This window comes from Rhodococcus sp. WMMA185, from assembly GCF_001767395.1.
Lineage (GTDB): Bacteria > Actinomycetota > Actinomycetes > Mycobacteriales > Mycobacteriaceae > Rhodococcus_F.
In genome coordinates, this window is the sequence record NZ_CP017014.1 from 1,833,164 (window position 1) to 1,860,051 (window position 26,888).

The window sequence follows — 26,888 nt, forward strand, 5'->3', positions numbered from 1 at the left end:
CGACCAGCCCAGGGCAGGCTAACAGCCAGCAACTGATTCCGGTCCACGACGCGCCGCAAATGCCCACATGGCCGCTAGACCACGACCGGAGTACCCCGGCGCTAGCCCGCCGCGGCGGCAAATCCGTCAGGTACGAGCCGAAAGTGCGCGAGCAAGCGCCGGTCCGATGATCGCCAGAGCCTGCGGTTCGATCATGTCGTTGTGTTCGCAGTCCACGGGCTGCACATCGATCCGGCCGGTCACGAGCGACCGCCACTCGTCCGCCGAGTGCATTCGTGCAGCGCCGGCCCCTTTACCCAGAGCAGGGAAGATGAGCAGGTCACCGTCGTAGACCTGCGGGACGTACTGGCGCCCTAGTCGCCCGGAGTTCTCGTACCCTGCGGCGATCCGCTCGAGGTGTTGCCCTTGCACGCCGGTCTCGGTCCCGAACGACTCGTCGATCAACCGCGCCGCACGTTCGTAGGTCGTCTCACCGTCCACGTCGACCTCGAGCCCCAGGCCCCGCAGAAGATCTCGGATATCGAGTTCGCGGGGCATCGGGTCATGAGCGTTGCTCGGATAGCTGTCCATGATCGCCAGCGTGGCAACTTCTTCGCCCGACCTCTGCAGGTCGATAGCCATGGCATGGGCGAGAATCCCGCCAAGCGACCACCCGAGCAGGTCATATGGCCCCTCCGGCTGGATCGCCCTGATCTCCTGGACGTAGCGGTGCGCGAGTTGTTCCACCGACCGGTAGTCGCCGTCGTCACTGATCGTAGGTAGCTGCAGTCCGTACACGGGCCGATCCGGTGGCAGATGTTGCACCAGCCCCGTGTAACCCCAGGACAGGCCGATCGCCGGGTGCACGCAGAACAACGGTCTGCTGGATCCGTACGCACGCAGCGGAATCACCACGGCGAGCGCGTCTTCGATCCCGGTTCCTCGAGTCGGACTCTCGAGGCGTCGGGCGATCCCCGCCGGGGCGGGATCGAGGAACATCCATTGCAGCGGAACCTTCCGGCCCAGTCTGGCGTGTAGCTCGCCGACAATCCTGGTGGCGAGCAGGGAGTTTCCACCGAGGTCGAAGAAGCTGTCGTCGGTTCCTACCCGGTCTACCCCGAGAACATCCGCAAAGACATCCACCACCGTGCGCTCGGTTTCTGTGTTCGGTGCTCGGTACGCGGCTCCGGTGGAGCCGAACTCCGGTGCGGGCAGCGCCTTCCGGTCGAGTTTGCCCACCGGAGTCATCGGAATTTCGTCGAGCACGACGACCGCGGAGGGCACCATGTGTGCGGGCAGGCGCTCGGCGGCATACCGACGCAGTTCCGCCGGCTCCACATCGCGACCGCCCCGAGCGCGCACATACGAGGCAAGCACAGTCGATCCCGACGGTCCGGTGTGCCCGATGGTGGCCGCGAATGCGATTGCCGGATGCGCGGCGAGCGCAGCATCTATCTCCCCGAGTTCGATGCGGAAGCCACGAACCTTGACCTGGAAGTCGATACGGCCCAGGTATTGGAGCGTGAAGTCGCGCCGCCAGCGCACGACGTCTCCGCTCCGATACATCCGGTCACCCGGCTTGCCGAAGGGGCAGGGCACGAATCGTTCCGCGGTGAGCGCGGTGGGATTGTGATAGCCACGCGCCACACCGGGCCCCGAAATGTACAACTCACCCGGAACGCCGACGGGAACGGGCTGAAGCCGATCGTCGAGAACCAGGAAGGCGAATCCCACTGCGGGCGCACCGATATTCGGGTCTTCCCCGGGGCGCATGGGAGCGCTGACACTCGCCTGGACGGTGGTCTCGGTGGGACCGTATCCGCTGTGTAGGCTGCGGCCGGGCGCCCACTGCGCCACCACCTCCGGTGGGCATGCTTCGCCCACAAGATCCAGGACTCGAAGCGAGTCGAGGCCACTGTTGTCGAGGGCTGCCAGCGCGGTCGGCGTGATGGTCGCATGCGTGACCTGTTCGTGGCGGAACAGATCCGCCAGCTCGCTGCCACCAATAATGGTGGGCGGCACGATCACGATCCGCGCCGAGGCGCTGAACGCCATCGTCAGCTCGAACACCGAGGCGTCGAAACTCGGGGAAGCAAAGTGAGACACCCGGGAATCGTGAGTGACCTGGAATCTCTCGCGCGTTTCCGCGGTGAAGTTGGCCATGCCCTGGTGGGTGACGGTGACCCCCTTCGGTTTTCCGGTCGACCCCGACGTGTAGATGAGGTAGGCCGGGTGAGCTAGACGCAACGGGCTTGTCCGATCGGTATCGGTGACCGGTTCGGGTGACACCTCGGCCACCTGCTCGGCGAAGTCGGCGTCGTCGAGCACCAGCCACCGAACCACGTCGGGCAAGTTGTTCCGGCTGCCACGGACGGTGAGTCCCATCGAGGCTTGGCAGTCGGTGAGCATGTAGTTGATCCGCTCGCGCGGGTATTTGGGATCGACGGGCACGAAGGCCGCGCCGGCCTTGGTGACCGACCAGATCGACACCACCGACTCGATCGAGCGCGGTATCCCGAGTGCCACGAAGCTCTCCGGTCCCACTCCGTGGCTGCGGAGAACCCTCGCCAGCCGGTTGGACCACGCGTCGAGTTCGCGATAGCTGACCTGGCGGCCCTCGCTGGACAGGGCCACCGAGTCCGGGGAGAACGCCACGGCGTCAGCCAGCAAATCGGGCCAGAGCTTTGCCGGTACATCAGGTTTTCCGCGGGCGGGAACCACGGCCCGCGTCTCCACCTCGTTCAGCAGGGGAAGCTCGCCGAGAGTCCGGTCGGGATTCTCGGCGACCGCATCGAGTATCTGCACGAATCGGTGGGCGAATCCACGGACGGTCTCGGCGTCGAAGAGGTCCGTGGCGAAGTCGATCGCGCCACTCATCCCGGCGGGAACACCGTCGGCGTCGAACTCCTCCGCCAAGAGGAATTCGAGATCCATCTTGACCACGCCGAGTTCGGGGTCGACTCCGTGAACCTCGAGTCCCGGCAGCATCAGGACGGGGCGCTCGTTGTTCTGAAATTCCAGCGAGACCTGGACGATGGGCGCGTATGCGGTCGACCGTGTCGGCGCGACGGCGTCCACCACGCGTTCGAAGGGGACGTCGGCGTGTGTGAAGGCGCCGAGGTCCACTTCGCGACAGTGCGCAGCCAAGGCGGCGAACGACGCTTTCGCATCCACCCGCGTGCGTAAGGCGAGCGTGCCCACGAACATGCCCACCAGATCGTCGAGCGCGGGTTCTCCCCGGCCGGCAATGGGTGTTCCGATCACGACGTCGTCGGTGCCACCGAGCCTGGCCAGCAGGGCCGCGAGCGCGGCGTGGACGGTCATGAATTCGGTGGAGCGCAGACTTCGTGACAGCAACCGGATGCGCCGGTGTAGGTCACTGTCGATGGAGAAGTGGATCCGAGCCCCGCGGAAGGACTGTTGGGAGGGGCGATCCCGGTCGCTCGGCAGTTCCAGGAGATCGGGAACACCCGCCAGAGTGGTCTTCCAATAGTCCAGTTGGCCCGCCATCTGCGATTCGGGGTCCTGCTCGGACCCCAGCAACTCGCGTTGCCACAAGGTGTAGTCGGCGTATTGCACCGGAAGGGGCGCCCACCCGGGCGAGGCGCCTGCGGCCCGGGCGCCGTACGCCGTCATCATGTCCCGCACGAGTGGAGCCATCGAGAACCCGTCCGCCGCGATGTGGTGCACGACGACGCCGAGCACGTGCTCGGTTGCGGAGAGTGCGAACAACCCGGCCCTCATCGGGGGACTGGAAGTGACGTCGAAGCCTGGCGAGACCAGTTGGGCCAGCTTCTCCCGCAGGCTGTGTTCGTCGGCGACCGGGACGGGGACCAGGGATGTGGCCGCACTGTCTGCGGGAACGATCTGTTGCACCGGATCGGAATCACGCACGGGGAACATCGTTCGCAGCGACTCGTGCCGGGTGACGACGTCGGTGACCGCCGAGTTCAGGGCTGGCACATCGAGTTCACCGCACAGCCGCAACACGATGGGAATGTTGTAGGCGGCAGAGGCGGTGTCGAGCTGGTTGATAAACCACATGCGCTGCTGAGCGAACGACAGCGGAATGTCCTCGGGACGCGCACTCGCTGCCAGCACCGGACGTACGGACGCCCCCGCACCGGCGTGTCCGATTCGTGCCGCCAATGCGGAGACCGTCGGCGACTCGAACAGATCACGCACCCCGCTCTCGGTGCCGAGTAATGCCCTCAACCGCGCCATGACTCGTGTGGCGCTCAGGGAATTGCCGCCGATGTCGAAGAACGCGGCATCGGCACCGACCTGCTCGAAACCGAGCACCTCCGCGAAAACATCGGCCACCGTTTCCTCGATGGGGCCGACCGGCTGCCGGGATCGGCCGACTCCCGAGTAGTCGGGCTCCGGCAGTGCCGCACGATCCAATTTGCCCACCGCGGTCAGTGGAATGGTCTCGAGCACCATGATCGAATCGGGCACCATGTGCGACGGCACGCGTTCGGCCAGACGATCGGTGAGTGCGGCGGCGTCGAGGGCGCTGCCCGCCGCCGGGACGGCGTAGGACACCAGCAGGGTGTCCCCCGTCGGTCCGCGGTGCGTGACGGTCACCGCGAACCGGACGTCCGGCTCCGCCATGAGGGCCGCGTCGATCTCGCCGAGTTCGATGCGGAACCCGCGAACCTTGACCTGGAAGTCGCTGCGGCCCACGAATTCGACAGTGCGGTTTTCCGTCCACCGCACGATGTCACCCGTGCGGTACATCCTCTCGCCGGGACGGGAAGGGTCGGCCACGAATCGCTCCGCGGTCAGTGCAGGCCGTCGGTGATATCCGCGGGCCAGCCCGGGGCCGCCGAGATACAACTCCCCCGGGGCTCCCACGGGGACCGGTTGCAGCCGGCTGTCGAGCACCAATGCCGTGACGCCGCGGATGGGTCCGCCGATGGTAATCGGCTCTCCGGGAACCATCGGATCGCTAATGTTGGACATGATCGTGGTCTCGGTCGGCCCGTAGGCGTTGTAGAGGCGACGCCCCGGCGCCCAGCGACCGACGAGTTCGGGCGGACACGCCTCGCCGCCGAACACCAGGTCGGTCAGATGTTCGAGCCCGGCGGGATCGAGGGACGCCAGCGCCGCGGTGGTGATGAACGCGTGGGTGACCTGCTGCTCGGCTAGGAGCCGCGCCAGTTCCTCGCCGCCGAATACCGTCGTCGGTGCGATCACCATCGTCGCGCCTGCGCCGAACGCCTGCAGATACTCGAAGACCGATCCGTCGAAACTTGGCGTGGAAAAGTGCAGGGTGCGGGACGGTGGTGTCGCGCGGAGTCTTTCGAGCTGATCGAGGGCGAAGTTGTCCAGTCCGCGATGGGTGACCACCACGCCTTTAGGCCTTCCCGTGGACCCGGACGTGTAGACGACATAGGCGGCGGTGTCCAGTGTGATCGCACCGATGCGCTCCGCATCGGTCACTGCCGCAGCAGACCGCCCGCCGCACTCGGACGCGAATTCCGGTTCGTCCAGGGCCAGCCAGCCCGTGTTCCCCGGAAGTCGGCGTCGGTGCTCGGTCGTGGTCACCCCGAGTGTGATTCCGGAGTCGGCAAGCATGTGGGTGATGCGTTCGTCGGGGTAGTTCGGGTCGATTGGAACGAATGCCGCCCCGGTCTTCGCCACCGCCCACACCGACAGCATCGAATCCACCGACCGCGGTATCCCGATGGCCACGAACGTCTCCGGGCCCGCACCTCGCGCAATCAGTGCGCGGGCGAGGCGATTCGACCGCTCGTCGAGATCGCCGTAGCTCACCTCGCCGACCTCGTGGATCGGTGTGACGTACGACAGCGCGATCGAGTCCGGGTCGAGCGCGGCGGCCTCCTCCAGAATCTGCGGCAGGGTACGGATCGACCCTCCCGGGCGTCCCCGGACCGGTACCGAATCGGCGCGTTCACGGTCGGTCAGCAGCGACAGTGCCGCCAACGGGCGGTCGGGGGTGGTGCAGGCGTCGAGTACCCGCAGCACGCGGCCCGCGATGTCTTCGACTACGTCGACCTCGAAAATGTCTGGGAGATACTCGAACTTCAGGTGCAGGCGATCGTCGGCGGACGCCACCAGACTGAGGGGATAGTGGGCGGCATCTCGCGCCTGTACTCCGGCAACGCGCATTCCGGCGATGTCGGTGTCGCTTGATAGTCCCGCGCGGTCGACCGGGTACGACTCGAACACGGTCAACGTGTCGAATCCGACCTCCGGTCCCACCGCATGCTGAATCTCGGCGAGGCCGAGGTAGTGGTGATCGAGCAACGCCGCCTGCTCAGCCTGGACACGTTCCAGCAGAGCGCCCATGGTTTCCTTGGGACGCAACGTGATTCGGACGGGCAGTGTGTTGATGAACAGGCCGATCATCGTCTCGATTCCGGCCAGTTCGGGGGGCCGCCCCGAGACCGTGGCACCGAACAGCACGTCGTCGCTCCCGGTCAGCGTACCGAGCACGATCGCCCAGGAAACCTGCACGAGAGTGTTGAGGGTCAGTCCTCGCGCGCGGGCGAACTCGCGCAAACTGGTGCTGCGATCCTCGTCCAGATCGAATATCCACTCCTGTGCCATGGTGGACAACTCCCGGCCCCGAACACCCGGGACGAGTAGCGTCGGTCCTTCCACTCCGGCGAGCGCCTGGGCCCATACTTCTCTGGAGGCCTGAAGATCTCGGTGTGTGCGCCACGCGAGATAGTCGCGGTACCCGCGAACGTGTGGCAGCGAAGACGGGTCCGCGTCGGCGGCGTACAGCGCCAGCAGCTCTCGGAACAGCAGCGGCATCGACCAGCCATCGAGGAGGATGTGATGGTTGGTCGATACCAGCCGACATCCGTTCTCCGCGGTCGTAATCAGCATGAAGCGGATCAGCGGGGCGCATGTCATGTCGAATGGGCGAACGCGGTCCTCGGCCAGCAGTCGCTCGACCTCGGATACGGCGGCACTCTGGTCGAGAGCCGTCAGGTCGACCTCACGCCAAGGGGCCTCGACCTGCTGCCGCACCACCTGCACCGCGTTGCCGTCGGCGTCGTGCAGGAAGGCGGTGCGCAGGTTGGCGTGTCGGTGCAGCAGGGCGTCGACGGCCCCGTGCAGCCGGTGCGCATCCACTGCCCCGACGAGATCGAGTGTCACCTGCACCAGGTAGGCATCCAGTGATTCGTCGGCGAGTTCGTGGTGGAAGAGCATTCCGGCCTGCAGAGGCGACAAGGGCCACACATCCGTCAGGTCCGAACACCTGCTCTCGAGCGAGGTGACCGCATCCTGGCGAAGATCGACCAGATCGAAATCGGACGGAGTGAATCCGCCACCGCCCGAGTGCACGTGCGCAGCGAGACCGCCGAGGGCCCGTACCCAGAGTCGAGCGAGTTCGTCGACCTCCTCGCCGGTCACGATTGCCGGAGGGTAAGTCCAGGTGGAGGCCAGCACGGGCCCCTCGTCCGAGTCGACCACCATCGCATTGACGTCGACGACGGCAGTGACGGGCATCCCGGCCTTCAATGCTCCGCGCAGTCCGGATTCGTCCACCGGCATCCATCCGTCACGCGGCCCCGCGCCGATCGAACCCAGCCTGCCTAGATAGTTGAAGCTGATCTGAGGTGAACGAAGCGATGAAAGATCCTGCGCCGTCTCCCTGTTCAGGTATCGGAGGAGACCGAACCCGATGCCGTGATCGGGAACGGCGAGTAGTTGTTCCTTGACGGTTTTGATCGCGACCCCCGCCGACGGGCCGCCCGCGAACGCATCGTCGAGGTCCACGCCTCTCAGATCGAGTCGCATCGGGAAGATCGAGGTGAACCATCCGACCGTGCGGGTGAGGTCCGCCCCTTGCACCACCTGTTCTTCACGCCCGTGCCCCTCGAGATTCACCAGCGCCTCCCCGAGGTCGATCCCCCGGCTTCGTCGCCACTGGATCAGCGCCATGGCCAGTGCCGTCAGCAACGCATCCCCCACGCTGCCGTGGAAGGCGCTCGGCACATGCGTCAAGAGCGTCTCGGTCGACGCGGCAGGAAGCCGTATCTCGATGTCGTCCGTCGAGGCCGCGGTGTCCGACCCGTCGAGGGAACGCGACCCCAGCATCGGATCGCGGGCCTCGAGCATCCCTCGCCAGAGTTGCATCTCGGCGGTGGCACGGGTTTCGCTCGCGGCGTCGATGAGCGCATGGGCCCACCGGCGCATCGACGTCCGCGGCGGCTCCAGTGCCGGCTCCGAGCCGGACTGCAGTTGCGCGCACGCCAGAGCGAGGTCGGGCATCAGGATCTGCCAGGAAACACCGTCGATCGCCAGGTGGTGGATCGCAACCAGCAACCGGCTGTCCGGACGGTGGTCGGCATCGAGCCACACCACCTGCATCATCACGCCCGATTCCGGGTCGAGCCGATCGATCGCCGCGTCGAGTTCGGTCGCGGCGAGGTCGGGGAACTCGGAACCCGCGGCATCCGCACCGACCCGGTGGAACACCGTTGTCGCGCGCACCGCCCCCGCCGCCTGCACCTCCATCGACCAACCCTCGTCGGTGTGGGCGGTGCGGTACAACCGCGCCCGAAGAAGGTCGTGTCGGTCGAGCACCGCCTGCAGAGCTCGAATCAGGGTGTCCTCGTCCAACGCCCCGGGGAGCGTGAACACCGCCGACTGCGAGTAGCGGCGGAAGTCCCCACCCCGGTCGAGCATCCAGCGCACGATCGGTGTCAGGGGAACCTCGCCGACCCCGCCCCCGGGCAACTCGTCGAGAACAACCGCCTCGTCTCCCGTCCGCGCCACCTCGGCGAGCCTCGCAACCGTCTTCCGCTCGAACACATCTCGCGGCGAGATCAGCACACCTGCAGCTTTCGCGCGGGTGACCAGTTGAATGGACATGATCGAATCTCCACCGACGGTGAAGAACGAGTCGTCGATACCCACGGAGTCCAGACCCAGGACCTCGGCGAACAGGTCGGCGAGGATGCGTTCGGTCTCGGTGACCGGACGACGGTCCGTACCCACCCGCTGCGCGAAGTCCGGCGCGGGCAGGGCGTTCCGGTCGAGTTTGCCGTTCACCGTCAACGGCAGCTCGTCGAGGACCAGAACCGCTGCGGGCGCCATGTACGAGGCCAACCGCTCCTCGGCGGCGTCGATGATCACCTCGGGGTCGAGCGCGGCGCCGGCCTCGGCAACCACATACCCGATCAGTCGATCCCGATGCACCGCGGCCGCCGACTGCGCCACCCCCTCGCAGGCGAGCAGCGCCGATTCCACCTCACCGAGTTCGATCCGGTAGCCCCTCACCTGCACCTGAAGGTCGTTACGGCCGACATACTCCAACTGTCCTGCGCTGTTCCACCTGCCCAGGTCACCGGACCGGTACATCCTGGACCCGGGGACGAGAGGGTCGGCCACGAATCGAGTGGAGGTCAGGGCAGGGCGGCCGAGGTACCCGCGCGAGACCTGAGCACCGGAAACGTACATTTCCCCGACCACGCCGGGCGGTACCAGATGCAGTCGTCGGTCCAGCACGTAGACGCCCAGTCCGGGAAGTCCCCGGCCGATCATCGAGGCGGACTCCGCGTCGACGAGTTCCCGCGAGATCGGCAGATGGGTGACATGCACGGTCGTCTCCGTGATGCCGTACATGTTCACCAGCGCGGGCGCCGCGTCACCCCGGTGCGCGAACCAACGCGCCAACTGACCGAAATCGAGGGCCTCCCCACCGAAAATCACGTACCGCAGGGGCAGGGCGGGACTGCCGGCGAGACGATCCGCCTCCGCCAACTGGTAGAAGGCCGACGGGGTCTGATTGGCAACCGTGACGTGTTCGGCCCGCAAGAGTTCGAGAAACTTCTCTGGTGTGCGAGCGGTGAAGTAGTCCACCAGGACCAGTCGCCCACCGTGCGCGAGCGCGCCCCACATCTCCCACACCGAGAAGTCGAATGCGGCGGAATGGAACATGGTCCACACGTCCGCCGGACCGAACCCGAACATCGTCTGCGCGTTCGCCAGCAATGTGACCACGTTGCGGTGCGAGACCTGCACCCCTTTCGGTCGTCCGGTGGAACCCGAGGTGTAGATCACGTACGCCACCGAGTCCGGGCGCAGCGGATTCCGGCGATCCGCGTCGGTTACCAGAAGGGAAGAAAGCGGCCGCAGCGCATCGAGGGTCTCGGGGTCGTCCATCACTACCGCCGGAATGCCGGGGGCCCGGACAGTCTCGGCGTCCGCATTGGTGGTGAGCATGCACATCGGCCGTGCATCGCTCATCACGAAGCCCAACCGCTCCTGCGGAGAGGTCACGTCCAGCGGCACGTAGCCGGCACCAGACTTCACCACGGCCAGCAGTGCCACCACCAAGTCGATCGACGGCGTGATACCCACGGCCACCAGTACTTCCGGGCCTACCCCCCGAGTCAGAAGAAGTCTCGCGAGCCGGTTGGCCCGCTCATCGAGCTCGCGGTACGTCATCGAGGAGTCGTCGCAGCGCACCGCGACTGCATCGGCCTCGCGTGCCGCCGCCCGATCAAACAGGTCTGCAAGCGTCGCGGGGGCGACGGTGGTCCCCACTCGGTACGCGGAGGTTCGCAGGAGTTCGCGTTCGGGACCGTGCAGGATGTCGATGTCTCCGACGGGCAGCGTCGGGTCTGTCGTCACCGCGTCGACGACGCGCAGGAGTCGCTCCGCGAGACCCTCCACCGATTCGCGGTCGAACACGTCCGTCGCGTAGCGGAATCCGGCGGTGATGCCGTCCGGCTCCCCGTCTTCGTCGACTCGTTCCGCCAGGCTCAGTTGCAGATCGAATTTCGCCACATCCAGATCGACGTCGAGGGACCGGGCGGCGAGCCCGGGCAGGTTCAGTCGTGTGCCGGCGGCGTTCTGGAATTCGATCAGCACCTGGAACAGGGGTGCGTGCGAGGTGGACCGCTCGGGGGCGAGTTCGTCCACCAGCCGTTCGAAGGGAATATCTGCATGTTCGAACGCCCCGAGGTCCGCCGCCCGCACGTCGGTGAGCACTTCCGCGAACGAGGATCCCGCAGCCACCGCCGTGCGGAGCACCAGCGTGCCCACGAACATGCCCACCACATCGTCGAGCGCCGCGTGCCCGCGACCGGCGATAGGTGTGCCGATGACCACGTCCTCTGATCCCGACACCCGCTCGAGCAGTGCTGCCAGTGCCGTGTGCATCACCATGAAGAGCGTCGAATTGCTCTGGTGTGCAAGGTTGATCAAGGTGCGATGGAGAGCGGGAGTGATGTCGAACGTGACGACGGCTCCGTCGAAGGACCGGTGCGCGGGCCGAGGCCGGTCCAGGGGCAGGGCAAGCACGTCCGGGATACCCGCCAACGTCTCCGTCCAGTACCGAAGCTGGGTCGACAGAATCGAATCGGGGCGGTCCTCCGTTCCCAGAATCTCCCGCTGCCAGAGGGTGTAGTCGGCGTACTGCACCGGCAACGGCGCCCAGGCGGGTGCCTGACGTTGGGCGCGCGCGGTGTAGGCGACCATCAGGTCCCGCGCCAGCGGTCCGACCGAGAATCCGTCGGCGGCGATGTGATGTATGACGACGGCCAGCACGTGGCGCTGGGGCCCGAGTCTCAACAGCCGCGCCCGGAGTGGAACTTCTTCGGAGACATCGAATCCGACTCCGAAGAACGCGTCGAGGGTGTCTCGTAGATCCCGATCGCCGACCGCGATCGGCTCGAGATCCGCGGCGGTGGATGCGGAATCGACGATGACTTGCCTGGGTCCGTCGGCGGAACCGGGGAACACGGTGCGCAGCGTCTCGTGCCGCTCCACGACGTCGCCGAGCGCCTCACGGAGCGCCGCAACGTTCAGCGCACCGTCCAGTTGCAGGGCGACCGGGATGTTGTAGGCCGGTGAGGAGGGGTCGAACTGGTTGATGAACCACATGCGCTGCTGCGCGAGCGACAGCGGGATCCGATCCGGCCGCGGACGGGCGGTGAGCTCCGCGAGGGCGGAGCTTCGGGGTGCGGCCGAGTCGATTCGGGCCGCCAGGTCGCAGACCACCGGCGCATCGAACAGTGCGGCAACGGTCAGAGTGATGTCGAGCGCGCTGTTGATGCGGCCCACTGCGCGTGTGGCACTGAGCGAATCGCCGCCGAGGGCGAAGAAACTGTCGTCGGCGCCGACGCGGTCGATTCCGATGACATCGGAGAATGCCGTTGCGATCGCGTCCTCCGCGGCCGTGGTCGGAGCGCGGTACGTAGTCGTGCGCAGCTGCGGTTCGGGCAGTGCTCTTCGGTTCAGTTTGCCGTTCGCGCTCACCGGGAGTTCCGGCAACACGACGACCACCGACGGCAGCATGTACGCGGGCAGTGCAGCAGCTGCGGTTTCGAGCACGGACCTCTCGTCGACGGCCGCCGCACCGGCTGGGACCACATAGGCCGCCAGGTAGTCACCGGTAGGCCCGTCACCGCGCAGTACCACCACCGCCTGCGCGATGTCCTCACGGCGGGACAACACCGCCTCGATCTCCCCCAGCTCGATCCGCTGGCCCCGCAGTTTGACCTGAAAATCTGTCCGACCCAGGTATTCGAGCTGCCCCGACGGCAGCCACCGCACCAGATCACCCGTGCGATACAGCCGCGAACCCGCCGGCGCATTCGCCGATCGAGCCCCGAAGGGATTGGCCACGAACCGCTCCGCACTCAGGTCGCGGCGGCCCTGATACCCGCGGGCCAACTGCACCCCGCCCAGATACAGCTCCCCCGCCACACCGACCGGCACCGGACGCAACCGAGAATCGAGCACGAACACCTGTGTGTTGAATACCGGCGCCCCGATCGGCACCGTGACCCGGTCCGGTCCGTCATCTTCCCGTCCGGCCTCGTAGTGGGTGACGTCGACGGCGGCTTCCGTGGGACCGTACAGGTTGTGCAACTCCGCAGGGCTCATCCGATGCCATCGGGACGCCGTTGCCGGACGCAACGCCTCACCGCTGGTGAACACCCGCCGCAACGACTCACACCGGCCCGGGTCTGCCTCTGCCAGGTACACCTCGAGCATCGACGGCACGAAATGCACCGTGGTGACCGACTGCTCCCGGATCACCGACTCGAGATAGGCCGGATCCCGGTGACCGCCCGGGGCGGCAATCACTAGGCGGGCACCGGTCATCAACGGCCAGAACAATTCCCACACCGACACATCGAACGTCACCGGTGTCTTCTGCAACACCACATCGTCGCCGGCCAGTCCGTACTGCTGCTGCATCCACCACAACCGGTTCACGATCGACGCGTGCGAAACCGTCACGCCCTTGGGCTGCCCGGTCGAACCGGAGGTGAAGATCACGTAGGCCGCATTGCCCGGGTGCAGCGGTGCCACCCGCTCCCGGTCATCGATCGGGTCTGCGGAGTATTCCGACACGTCCAGGGCATTCACGTCGACGACCCTGACCTCTGCAGGCACCGCCACCGCATCCATTCCGGTGGTCAATACCAGCACCGGGTCGGCGGTCCCCACAACGTGCGCGATCCGTTCGGCGGGCTGATCCGGGGCGATCGGCACGTACGCCCCACCCGCCTCGAGGACGGCGTAGACCGCCACCAGCATGTCCACCGATCGGCGGACCGCGACCCCGACCAACGATTCCGGGCCCACCCCGGCGCCGATCAGGAAGCGGGCCAACCTGTTCACCCGTGCGTCGAACCCCGCATACGACAACGTCTCACCCTCGAACACCACCGCCACCGCGTCCGGGGTGCGGGCCGCCTGCGCGCGGAACAGCCCCACCAACGACACCCCTGGCACCGGGCGGTCGGTCGCATTCCAGGTATCGACCACCAACTCCCGCTCGCCCGGCGTGAAGAGGTCGACCGCGCCGACCGCGGTGTGGGCGTCGTCAGCGATCGCCTCGAGGATCACGGTCAGGCGCTCGGCGAATCGGGTGACCGCCGCGCGGTCGAACGCCCCCGGCTGATAGCGCAGACTCAGCCGCAGCCGGGGTTCGACGATCGACATCACGGTGATCGGGTAGTGCGTGGCGTCACGGGCGTCGAGTCCGGTTACCCGCATTCCCCCGATGTCCGCGTTCTCGTCCAGCCCCGATGTGTCGATCGGGTAGGACTCGAACACCGAGAGAGTGTCGAACAGATTGCCCAGACCGGCGCGCGCCTGGATCTCGCCGAGGCCGAGATGGTGATGGTCGAGCAGGGCCGCCTGCTCCTCCTGCACGCGGGCGAGCAGTTCGGCGAAAGTCTCGTCCGGGTTCACCCGCACCCGTACGGGCACGGTGTTGACGAACAGACCCAACATGTTCTCGACGCCGGGCAGTTGCGGCGGCCGACCCGAGACCGTGGCACCGAAGACCACGTCGTCGCGGGAGAGCAGCCGCGACAGCAGCAGCCCCCACGCAGCCTGCACGACCGTGTTCATCGTGGCACCGGCCCGCTCTACCAGTGAGGCGAGGGCATCGAGCACCGGGGCGCGCAGGTCGACTTCAATGTCGTCGGGCACACCGTAGTGCGGGGCAGACGCCTTCGGCGCCAGCAGCGTCGGCTCGTCGACGCCGTCGAGTGCTTCTTCCCACACCCGGGCGGATTCGCCGACGTCCCTGCCCGCCAACCACTCCAGATATGTGCGGTGGGAGGGTGTCTGCGGCAGCGCCGACTCGCCGTCCCCGGCGTAGCGCACCAGTAACTCCCGCACGAGCAGCGGCACAGACCAGCCGTCGAGGATCAGGTGGTGGTTGGTGATCGCGAGCACGTAGCGGCCGGGCGCGGTGCGGAACAGCGTCAGGCGCAGCAGCGGGGGCCGAGCGAGGTCGAACCGGGCGGCGCGGTCCTCGTCGAGGAGTCGTTCGAGTTCGGTCGCGGTGGCCGCCCCGGCGTCGGTGAGATCCACCTCCCGCCACGGCACGTCCACCTTCTCGACCACCAATTGAGCCGGGATCCCGTCGTCGTAGACGAACGCGGTCCTCAGGTTCGGATGCCGGTCCAGCAGCCCAGCCGCAGCGGCGCACAAGCGCCCGGCGTCGACCGCACCCTCGAGGTCGATGCGCAACTGTGCCGTATAAACGTCCATCGACTCGGCGGCAAGTGAGGCGTGGAACAGCAACCCGGACTGCAACGGGGACAATGACCACGCCTCCCGCAGCGCGGGGAACCGCTCCTCCCACCGGTCGATCTGCGCCTGGTTCACCGGCACCAGCGGAATGTCGGATGGCGTCAGGCCGCCCGCACAGGGGTTTTGCGCATGCGCGGCGAGCGCGTCTGTGGCACGCCGCCACAACGTGGCGAATGCCTCGACATCGGCCTCGCGAAGCACCCCGGTCGGAAACGCAAAAGTCGCCCTCAGGCGAGATCCCTGAACGCGGTCGTCGACGACGACGGCGTTGATGTCGAGCACGGAGGCGACCGGCATGTCGGGGTTCTGAGTTCCGCCGAGCTCACCGCTGCCCTCCACCGGCAGCCAGTCTCCCGTTCCGCTCGAGGTGAGCGTCCGTCCCAGATAGTTGAAACTCACCTGCGGAGCGGGGAATCGCCGGAGGGAGGCAGACGCCTCCCCGTCCAGGTACCGCAACATTCCGAATCCGATCCCGCGGTCCGGGATGGCGAGCAACTGCTCCTTGACGGCCTTGACAGCTTGCCCCGCCGCGCGGCCTCCTGCCATCGCGTCGCCGATATCGATTCCGGTGAGGTCCAACCGCACCGGATACAGGGTGGTGAACCAGCCGACGGTACGGGACAGGTCCGCCCCCTCGACGAGTTGCTCCTCGCGGCCGTGTCCCTCGAGGGTGATCACCGCGTCGGAAACATCGGCGCCGCGTTCTCGTCGCCAGGCGATCAGAGCGAGCGTCAGCGCGGTCGCCAATCCGTCCGCGACGTTTCCGTGGAACGCATCCGGAAGTGAGGTGAGCAGCGCATCGGTCACATTCGGCGACGCTTCGACGGTGACCCTGTCCACGGTCGCGTCGACGTCGACCGCGGGATCGAGTGGGCGAGAACCGATCGGTGGATCCTCTCCGCCCAGGATCGTCTCCCACAGTTCGAGTTCGTGCGCCCGTTGCCGGGCGACGTCGTGCAGGCCGTGCGCCCAGCGGCGCATCGATGTTCCGACAGCAGGCAGCGAGGCTTCCGTGCCGGCCTGATGTTGGCACACCGAGGCGAGATCCGCGACGAGGATGCGCCACGAGACCCCGTCGACCACGAGGTGATGCACCACCATGAGCAGTCGTCCGGCCTCGTTCGGTACGTCGAACCAGACCATCTGCAGCATGCTCGCGGCGGCCGGATCCAACTGGTTCGCGGCGGCCTCGAGTTCCGCGGCAGCGAGCGCGGCGAAGTTGTCTCCCTCCACCGAATCGACCGGCACTCGACGGACCAACGGCCCCGCGGACACCGATCCGGTCGGTAGCACCTCCATCCCCCCTTGGCCGGCGGCGCCGGCGCGGCTCCACCGCCCGGGCTCGCCCGTGACCAATCGCGCACGGAGCATGTCGTGCCGGTCGAGTACCGCCTCGATGCCTGCGACCAGCACCTCGTGGGTGAGTCCGACGGGGGTCGCCAGCAACAGTGCCTGCGAGAATCTGTCGAGTAGCCCATCACTGCGCTCGAGCATCCAGCGCACCACCGGCGTCGGCGGCAGGGGGCCCACACCACCGCCCGGCAACTCCTCGAGCACCACCACGTCGGCATCGTCGAATCGCGCCGACTCGGCGAGTGCAGCGACAGTCCGGTGCTCGAACACGTCGCGGGGAGACAGGATCACCCCCGCCGCTTTCGCGCGGGCCACCAACTGTATCGACATGATGCTGTCGCCGCCGAGCGCGAAGAACGAGTCTTCGACGCTCACCGAGGCCAGTCCGAGCACCTCCTCGAACAGTCCGGCGAGAAGCATCTCGGTCTCGGTTCGCGGCGGCCTGCCCCGTGTCGCGGCCGCCGCGAAGTCGGGTGCCGGGAGCGCTGTGCGGTCGAGTTTGCCGTGCACCGTCAACGGGAGCTCTTCGAGCACCACCAGCGCCGCCGGGACCATGTACGGCGCCAGTCGGCCGCCGACGAAATCGAGGACCGCCCTCGTATCGATCGTCACCCCGGGTTCGGGTACCACGTACCCGATCAGCCGATCGCCGCGGCCGTCGCTCCACACACTCGTCGCAGCACGAGCCACGTCGTCATGGCCCAGCAGCGCCGATTCCACCTCACCGAATTCGATACGGAAGCCCCGGATCTTCACCTGCGCATCGGTGCGCCCGAGGTACTCCAGCTGCCCATCAGACGTCCAACGAACCCGGTCGCCGGTGCGATACATCCGGCTTCCAGCCGGACCGAAGGGATCGGCAACGAAGCTCTGCGCGGTCAGCGGGAATCGTCGGTGATAGCCCCGTGCGAGGGCAGGACCCGCGAGATACAACTCCCCCGCCACACCGGCCGGCACCGGCTGCAGTCGCGAGTCCAGCACCACCTCCCGGAAGCCGCGAGTGGGCGTACCGATCGTGACCGCAGTTTCCGGCACCAGTTCGGGGCTGATGCTCGACACGACCGTGGCCTCGGTCGGCCCGTATGCGTTGAACATTCGCCGACCCGGCGCCCACCGTGAGACCAGTTCGGGTGGACAAGCCTCGCCCCCGGTCACCACACACTCGAGTTCGGTGAGGCCAGCGGGATCGACCGAAGCCAGGGCTGCGGGAGTGACGAAACAATGTGTGACCCGTTCGGATTCGAGGAGCCGCGCCAGTTCGGCACCGCCATACACGGAAGGCGGTGCGATCACCATCGTGGCCGCCGGACCGATCGCCAAGAGAAGCTCGAGAATGGAGGCGTCGAAGCTCGGCGACGCGAAGTGCAGTGTTCTCGACTCGTCCGTGGTCCCGAACGTCTCCCTCTCCTCGATCACGAAGTTGGACAGCCCGCGATGTGTGGTGACCACGCCCTTGGGTTTTCCGGTGGACCCGGAGGTGTAGATCAGATAGGCCGGGTTGTCGGCTCGCACCTGCGATATCCGCTCGTCGTCGGTGATCGCCGTATCCGGGAAGGTCGACAGCCCATCGGCGAATTCCGCACTGTCGAGCACGAGCCACGGCACCGTCTCCGGGAGCGCGGGCCGGTACGCCGACATCGTCAATCCCGACACGGCATTCGAATCCGAGAGCATGTAGTCGATGCGTGCCGCCGGATGACCTGGGTCCACGGGCAGGAATGCCGCTCCCGCCTTGGCCACCGCCCAGACGGCCACGACGGCCTCCACGGACCGCTGTATGCACAGTGCGACGACGTCTTCCGCGCCGATACCGCGCTCGATCAGACTGCGGGCCAGCCGGTTCGAGTACCTGTCCAGGTCGCGGTACCGCACCTCTTGGCCCTCGAAGACCAACGCCTGGGCATCCGGATCGTGGGCAGCGGCCACCGCCAACAGATCGGGCAGCGTCGCGACCGTCGCCGAGGGCTCACCCCGCACCGGGGTCAGTTCCGCACGCTCGGGTCCGGAGAGGATGTCGATATCGCCGACCCGCACGTCGGGGTCGGCGGTCACGGCCGCCAGGATGCGCAGGAACCGAGCCGCGAAACTCTCTGCAGTGTGGTGGTCGAAGAGATCGGCCGCATAGCCGAGTCCCGCGCTGATACCCATCGGATTGCCTTCTGCGTCCACCTGCTCGGCCAAGGTCAGTTGCAGGTCGAAGTTCGTCGTATCGATATCGAGATCGAGCCGCCGAACTTGCAGATCGGGCAGTTCCAGTGTCGGACGCTCGATGTCCTGGAACTCGAGCATCACCTGGAAGAGCGGCGAGTACGAGGTCGAGCGGGAGGGACTCAGGACCTCCACCACTCGTTCGAACGGCGCGTCCGCGTGGGTGAAGGCACCCAGATCGGCTTCGCGCACGACCTCGAGTAGCTCGGTGAACGCGGCACCCTCCGCCACCTGGGTACGCAAGACGAGGGTGTTGACGAACATGCCCACCACGTCGTCGAGTGCCTCGAGTCCACGGCCGGCGATCGGCGTCCCGACGGCGATGTCGTCCGAACCACTCAGCCGTGCCAGCATGACCGCCAGCGCGGCATGCAATGTCATGAACACCGTGGTGTTGTGGCGGCGGGCCAGTCGCACCACACCGGCGTGAACATCGGAATCGATCATGAAATCGACGCGGCCGCCACGAAGTGATCGGACAGCAGGCCGCGGGCGGTCGACGGGGAGCTCGAGCACCTCGGGAAGGTTCGACAGCGTCGTATCCCAGTAGGCGAGCTGCCTCGAGATCACGGACGATTCATCGGATTCCGCGCCCAGCCATTCGCGCTGCCACAGCGCATAGTCGGCGTACTGCACGGGCAGCGGCGCCCAGGCGGGCGCCTCCTGCTGTGTGCGCGCCGAGTAGGCGAGCATGACGTCGCGGGCGAGCGGGCCCATCGAGAAGCCGTCGGCCGCAATGTGATGCACCACCACCGCGAGCACGTGCACACGCTCGTCGAGGCGGAACAGGCGTGCGCGAAGCGGGACTTGCTCCGTCACGTCGAATCCTGCGGACAGCACCCGCGAACAATGCTCGCGGAGCTCGGCATCACCCAGCACGGGGATCGGCGTGAGGTCCGGTCGTGCACCTTCTGCGGGCACGATCACCTGCCTCGGCCCGTCGGCGGTGAGCGGGAAGATCGTGCGCAAGGCCTCGTGCCGTTCGATGACGTCGGCAACGGCCTGCCGGAGAGCGCTCACGTCGAGGTGGCCCTCGAGCCTGAGCGCGAATGCGACGTTGTAGGCGGATGAGGAGGTGTCGAACTGGTTGATGAACCACATGCGCTGCTGCGCCAGTGAAACCGGGACGTCCGCCGTATCTTCCCTCGGTTTCAGCGGTGGCCGGGTTCTCGATCCGTCCTCAGATTCCGCCAGCACTGCCAGGCGCGCCACGGTGGGGGCGTCGAACACGTCGCGAATGCCGACCCGGTCTCCGATAACCGCGTTGATCCGCGCCACCAGGCGGGTGGCGATCAGGGAGTTACCGCCGAGCGAGAAGAAGTTGTCGTGCACCCCCACCCGCGCGATTCCGAGTAGATCGCCGAAGACCGCGGCCACGATCTCTTCGACCGGATTGCGCGGGGCTACGGACCCGGCGGTCGACGATCCGAATTCGGTTTCTGGAAGTGCTTTTCGGTCGAGCTTGCCGTTCGCGTTCACCGGGAGTTCCGGGAGCACGACGATCGCCGACGGCACCATGTACGCGGGAAGTACCGCCGCGAGGTCCTCGAGGACGACCCGCTCGTCCACCTGCGCTCCATCGGCCGGCACCAGATACCCGACGAGGTAGTCGTCGCCGGTCGGCCCGTCGGTGCGCAGTGTGACCACCGCTTGGGAGATGTCCCCGTTTCGCAACAACGCGGCCTCGATCTCCCCTGGTTCGACGCGTTGACCACGCAACTTGACCTGGAAATCGGTGCGTCCGAGGTACTCGAGCTCACCGGAGGTGTTCCACGCCACCAGATCACCGGTTCGATACATTCGATCGCCCGGTGCACTGAACGGATTCGCCACGAAACGGTCGGCTGTCAACTCCGGTCGGGAGACATACCCCCGCGCAAGCTGTGCGCCCGCGAGGTACAACTCACCCGCCACCCCCACCGGCACCGGGCGTAGCCGTGCGTCGAGCACCAACAGGCGTGTGTTCCACACCGGGGCACCGATCGGCACTCGGACGGTGTCGGTGTCGGTGAACTCGTGTGACGTGACGTCCACCGCGGCCTCGGTCGGGCCGTACAGGTTGTGCACCCCGGCACCGGGCAGCAGCGACCGCATCCTCGACGCCGTCTGCGCGGGCAACGCCTCCCCCGAGGCGAATACCCATCGCAGGCTCGTGCACTGCGCCGCCGCCGGCTCAGTAGTGAACACCGACAGCATGGACGGCACGAAATGCACCGCCGTCACGGAATGCTCGGTGATGACTGCCGCCAGATACCGCGGATCACGGTGACCGTCCGGCCGCGCGACCACCACCCGGGCGCCGACCTGCAACGGCCAGAACAACTCCCATACCGATACGTCGAACGTGACCGGCGTCTTCTGCAGCACCGCATCATCGGGTCCGAGCCGGTACTGGCCCTGCATCCAGGCCAGCCGGTTGACGATCGCCGCGTGTGTCACCCCGACGCCTTTCGGGCGACCCGTCGACCCGGACGTGAAAATCACATACGCCGCGTTCTGCGGGCGCAGCGGCGACGCCCGGTCCCGATCCCGCACCGGCCGAGTGGACCGTGCGGATACATCCAGCGTGTCGAGGTCGACCACCGGGATCTTGCCCGGCACGTCGAACTCCTCCGGTCCGCTGGTCAGCACGCACACCGGCGAGGCCGTACCGAGGACGTGTGCGATCCGCTCGGCGGGCTGGTCGGGGTCGATCGGCACGTACGCGCCGCCCGCCTTGATCACTGCATGGATCGCCACCAGCAGATCCGTGCTGCGGCGAATCTGCACCCCCACCAGCGACTCCGGTGCCACACCCACCGAGATCAGGTGCCGGGCCAGCTGATTGACACGGGCATCGAACTCGGCGTACGTCAGTGTGGTCCCGTCGAAGGTGACCGCCGGTGCGTCGGGTGTGCGGGCGACCTGCGCGTCGAACAACGCAGCCAGAGTGGTGCCCGGCACCTCGTGCGCCGTCGAGTTCCAGGTCTCGAGCACCAGCTCCCGCTCACCTGGACCGAGAACCGCGACGTCACCGACGAGCACGCCCGGGTCGGCGACCACGCCCTCCAGGATCCGGACGAACCGCTCCCCGAACCCCGCCACCGTCTCCCGATCGAAGACGTCGGATGCGAACGTGAACGCCGCCGAGATTCCTGCTGCGTTCCCCGATTCGTCGTGGCGCTCGGCGAGCGTCAACTGCAGATCGAACTTCGACACCTGCGAATCGACCTCGATGATTTCCACCGCCAGCCCCGGCAACTTCACATGGGCGGGGTCCGTGTTCTGGAACTCCAGAAGCACCTGAAACAGAGGAGAATATGCGGTCGATCGCGTCGGTGCGAGTGCGTCCACCACGCTCTCGAACGGCAACTCCGTGTGATCGAACGCCGCCAGATCCACCCCCCGGGAGTGCGACAGCACCTCGGCGAACGTCGCGTCGGGTTCCACCGCCGTCCGCAATACCAGCGTGTTGACGAGCATCCCCACCAGATCATCGAGCGCCTCGGCGCCGCGCCCGGCGATCGGCGTGCCGATCGCGATGTCCGCGGAACCGGTCAACCTGGCAAGCAGCACCGCCAGCGCCGAGTGCATCACCATGAACATCGTCGAATCGTGCCTGCGCGCGAGCAGGAGCAACTCCTGATGCAATCCCGCGGGAACCGGGAACGCAGCGGTCTCGCCCCACAACGACCTCTCCGCGGGCCGGGGTCGATCCAGAGGCAGGTCTATCGCGTCAGGCAGGCCGGACAGCGTCTGCTCCCAGTACCCCAACTGCCTCGATATCAGGCTGTCGGGGTCGGTGTCGCTGCCGAGAACCGCTCGCTGCCACAGGCTGTAGTCGGCGTACTGCACCGCAAGCGGAACCCACTCCGGCGTCTGCTGCCGCACCCGCGTCGCATATGCAACCGCCAGATCGCGGGCCAGCGGCGCCAGTGATGCTCCGTCCGCCGAAATGTGGTGAACCACCAGAATCAGGACATGCTCGTCGGGTCCGGTCCGCAGCAATGCAGCGCGCACGGGCACCCCCGCGCTCACGTCGAAGCCCTCGGTGGACAGTTCCGCGATACGATCGCGCAGCGATTCCCCGGACGCGACCGACCTCGGCGTCAGATCCGGAATGGCCTGCGCCACCGAAACGATTACTTGGCAAGGTCCATCCACCGATCCCGGATACACGGTGCGAAGGGACTCGTGACGCTCGAACACGTCTCCCATCGCCGCCTGAAGCGCCGGCGCATCAAGGTCGCCGCACAAGCGGATCGCCATCGGAATGTTGTAGGCGGGCGAGGCCGTGTCGAACTGGTTGACGAACCACATGCGCTGCTGCGCAAGCGATAACGGAATTCGGTTCGGCCGTGCCTGCGCCACCAGAGCCGGGCGGTCCGCGTGATTGGGATTTGCGCGCTCGATCCGCACTGCCAGTGCTTCCACGGTCGGCGCCGCGAACAGGTCCCGCACGCCGACATCGACCCCCAGTGCGGTATTGACCCGCGAGACCACCCTGGTCGCGGCCAGCGAATTTCCCCCGAGATCGAAGAAGCTGTCATCGAGACCGACTCGCTGCACACCCAGGACATCCGCGAACACCTGCGCCACGGCCTGCTCCGCCGGGTCGACCGGGGCACGGAAATCGGTTCCCGACGAGAGAAACTCCGGCGCGGGTAATCCACCGCGATCGATCTTCCCCGCCGGTGTCATCGGTATTGCGTCGAGCATCACCATCGCCGCCGGCACCATGTACGTCGGCAGTTGCTCTCCGGCGTAGTCCATCAGCTCGGCAGTCGTGAGCCGCGCACCGGCTGCCGGTAGCACATAAGACACAAGCACCGCGTCGCCGGAGGGCGCTGTTCGCGGCATGGTCACGGAGGTCCTCACGCGCGGATGAGACTGGAGGACTGTGTCGATCTCCCCTGGTTCGATGCGGAAGCCCCGTACCTTCACCTGAAAATCGCTGCGTCCCACGTATTCGAGCGTGCGATCGGTTCGCCAGCGCACCACGTCGCCCGTTCGATACATCCGGTCTCCGGGTGATCCGAAGGGGTCGGCCACGAACCGTTCCGCCGTCAACCCGGACTTCCCGTGATATCCCCGCGCCAGGGCGTTGCCCGAGAGATACAACTCCCCCGCCACGCCCACCGGCACGGGCCGCAATCGGGCATCGAGAACAACCTCGTGGAATCCGCTGAGCGGACCGCCCAACGTGATAGCTCCCGCCGGTGCGATCGGTTCACTGATGTTCGACATCACGGTTGCCTCGGTCGGCCCGTACGCCTGGCACAACCTACGGCCGGGCGCCCACCGTTTCACCAATTCCGGCGGGCACGCCTCGCCGCCGGTTATCACGTTCTGAAAGTCGGAAAGGCCGTCCGGCTCGATCGATCCGAGCGCGGCCGTCGTGATGAATCCGTGGGTGACTCGCTCGGCTTTCACGAGCCGAGACAACTCGGTGCCGCCGTAGATCGTGGGCGGAACGATCACCATGGTCGCTCCGGCACCAAACACGTGCAGATACTCGGAGACAGAAGCATCGAAGCTTGGTGTGGAGAAGTGCAGAATCCGTGATGACTGCGTCGCTCCGAATCGTGAGCGCTGCTCGACCGCTAAGCTGTCCAGACCTGCGTGTGTGACCGAAACTCCTTTGGGCCGGCCCGTCGAACCCGACGTGTAGATCACGTAGGCGGTGTTCTTCATGCGCAATGGCCGCACCCGTTCGGCATCGGTGACCACTGACACCGGCTCAGCCGCACAGAGAGTCAGGAATTCATCGTCGTCGAGCACCAGCCACGGAATCGAGTCCGGCAGCCGCGAACGCTCGGCGGATACCGTCACGCCCACAGCGGCACCGGAATCGGCGAGCATGTGCTCGACGCGCTCGGCCGGATAGTTCGGATCCACCGGTACGAAAGCGGCGCCCGACTTGGCAACCGCGAGCATCGACAGCACCGACTCGATCGACCGGGTCAGGCACAGTGCCACGCAGTTCTCCGACCCGATACCTCCGGCGATCAAGACGCGTGCCAACTGGTTCGAGCGCTCGTCCAGTTCTCGATAGGTCAACGCGACACCGAGACAAGACAGTGCGGTGCCGGCAGGGTTTTTTCTTGCTGCCGCTTCGAACACCTCGGGCAGTGTGCGGCCGGAACTGCCCACAGCGCCGTGGACCGGGGCGAGAGCGGTCCGTTCGGACTCGGCGAGGATGTCGATGTCGCCGACGGCGATCGCCGGGTCCGCGGTGACCGCCTCCAGGATTCTGCGGAACCGCTCGCCGAGTCGAAGTACCGTCGCGGGCTCGAAAAGATCGGTGGCGAACCCGAGGGTCACCGCGATTCCGGAGGGGGCCTCGTCAGCGCCGAGGACCTCCGCCGCGGTCACCCGAAGGTCGAATCGGCCGATCGCAGGGTGCGGATTCGCGCTGTTCGCGGACGCCCCCGAGCTTCCGGGCGTCTCTACCCGCCCGCGTGTTTCGAAGAGCACTTGGACGATCGGCGCAAACGCGGAGGACACGCCGACCCCCAGGGTTCGCGCCAACGCCTCGAGAGGAACGGTGCCGTGCGCGAACGCCTCCTCGTCGACCTCGCACACTTGGCTCAGCACACTTGTGAAGGGCATGTTCGAGTGAACACGGCTGCGCAGCACCACGAGGCCCTGGGAGCCGTTCATCGTGGTCGGCGTTCCGATCGCGAGATCCGAGACACCCGAGAGCCGGCTCAACAACACGGCCAGGGCAGCATGCAGGACGGGGAAGAGGGTCGCGTTGTTCTCGCGCGCCAGCACACTGGCTCGGCGGTGTGTATCCGCACCGATCAGCAGTGCCACACGATCGCCGTGTCGGGACTGCGCGGCGGGCCGTGGCCTGTCGGAGGGCAGGGTCAACAATCCGGGAAGACCCGAGAGTCGCCCCGTCCAATAGTCGAGCCGCTCCGCCTCGAGTCGTCGTCGCTCGCCTTCTTCGGCAGTGGCCGCGTGAATCGTCGCGAGCCCGGCCTGTGGGTCCGCCTCGACGAACTCCTCGAGCAGTTCGACGAAGCGACGGTGGTGCGTGCGGAGCTCCGGATTCTCGTACCGATTCGGATTTGCCCGGAAGTCGACCAAGAACCCGGCTGGGGTGCCACTCTGATACACATTGACCAGCAGATCTTCTACCGGACCCGAAGTGAGGATGTGGAATTCGCCCACCAGGGAACCCAGTCGAACCTCCTGGTGGAAGAGCATAATGTTGACCATCGGCCCGTACAGCCCGGCGCCCCTACCCGCACCCATGTCCCTGCGGATGTCATCGAGACTGCACCGCTGATGCCGCAACGCACCCACCAGCTCACGTTGAACCCGCGACACGAGTTCGGCGACCGTGCCTTTCTCGTCGACCGTGATCGACAGCGGTGCGACGTTGACCATCATGCCGCCGGAGTTGCGCAGCGCTGACGTCGTCCGGCCGGACAGCGGAACACTGACGAATACGGTTCTCTGGCCCGTAGCGCGCGACAGGTAGCAGGCGAACCCGGCGATGATCGTGGCAGCAGCAGTAGCCTGCCTGTCGGAACGCTGAAGGCCGGCAACGGCGGCCTCGGACAAGGCGGCACTCTCGACCGTGCTCACTGCAACCGCGGGAGCGGACTCGGTGGCCAGGCTTGATCCTTCGACACCCTCGACTCGCTCCAACCAGTATTCGCGATCAGCGACAAATCGTTCGGACGACCTGTTGCGGGCGTCGATGTCATACAACTCGCGCAGCGACACGGCTCGACTCGGGTCCGGTTCGCGACCGGCCACCGCGGCCGAGTACCGATGCGCGATGCGGTTGACCATCGTCACGGCGCCGTATCCGTCGAGCGCAACATGGTGGATGCGGCTGTACCACAGGTAGTGCGACTCCCCGACGCACAGAATCGAGGTCTCGAGCAGGCGGTCCACCTCGAGGTCGAGTGGGGTCTGGTAGTCCTGGTGCATCCACTCGTGCGCCGCAGCAACCGCATCGTCCGCACCCCGAAAATCGACGACGTGGACCGGAACGTCGGCCGCGTCATCCACATACTGCATCGGCTGCCCGTCGACCTCGGTGACCCGGAGGTGGGGCGACTGGAACTCGTGACAGACCGCGACAATTTCTCGTTTCAACAGCTCGACATCGAGGTCGCCGTGCAGTTCGACGTATTGCGCTACCGAGATCGGAACCGCGGGGTCGAGTTGCTGTGCAAACCAGGTGGCACGTTGCGCCGCAGACAGCGGGAAATGCGTTGGACCCGAAATTGGTGTTGCCGGATTTCGCGAATTTTCGGGCGTCACGACGAAACCTCCACGTAGGGTTTCCCCGACCG

1 protein-coding gene is annotated in these 26,888 nt (G+C 66.7%); it reads right to left on the bottom strand.

Annotated elements, in window-relative coordinates:
• Positions 1-126: 126 nt before the first annotated feature.
• The gene (locus BFN03_RS08185; protein WP_070380729.1) at positions 127-26,856 is read right to left on the bottom strand and encodes a non-ribosomal peptide synthase/polyketide synthase; all 26,730 of its coding nucleotides are present in this window, start codon (positions 26,854-26,856) and stop codon (positions 127-129) included.
• Between the last annotated feature and the right edge of the window lie 32 nt (positions 26,857-26,888).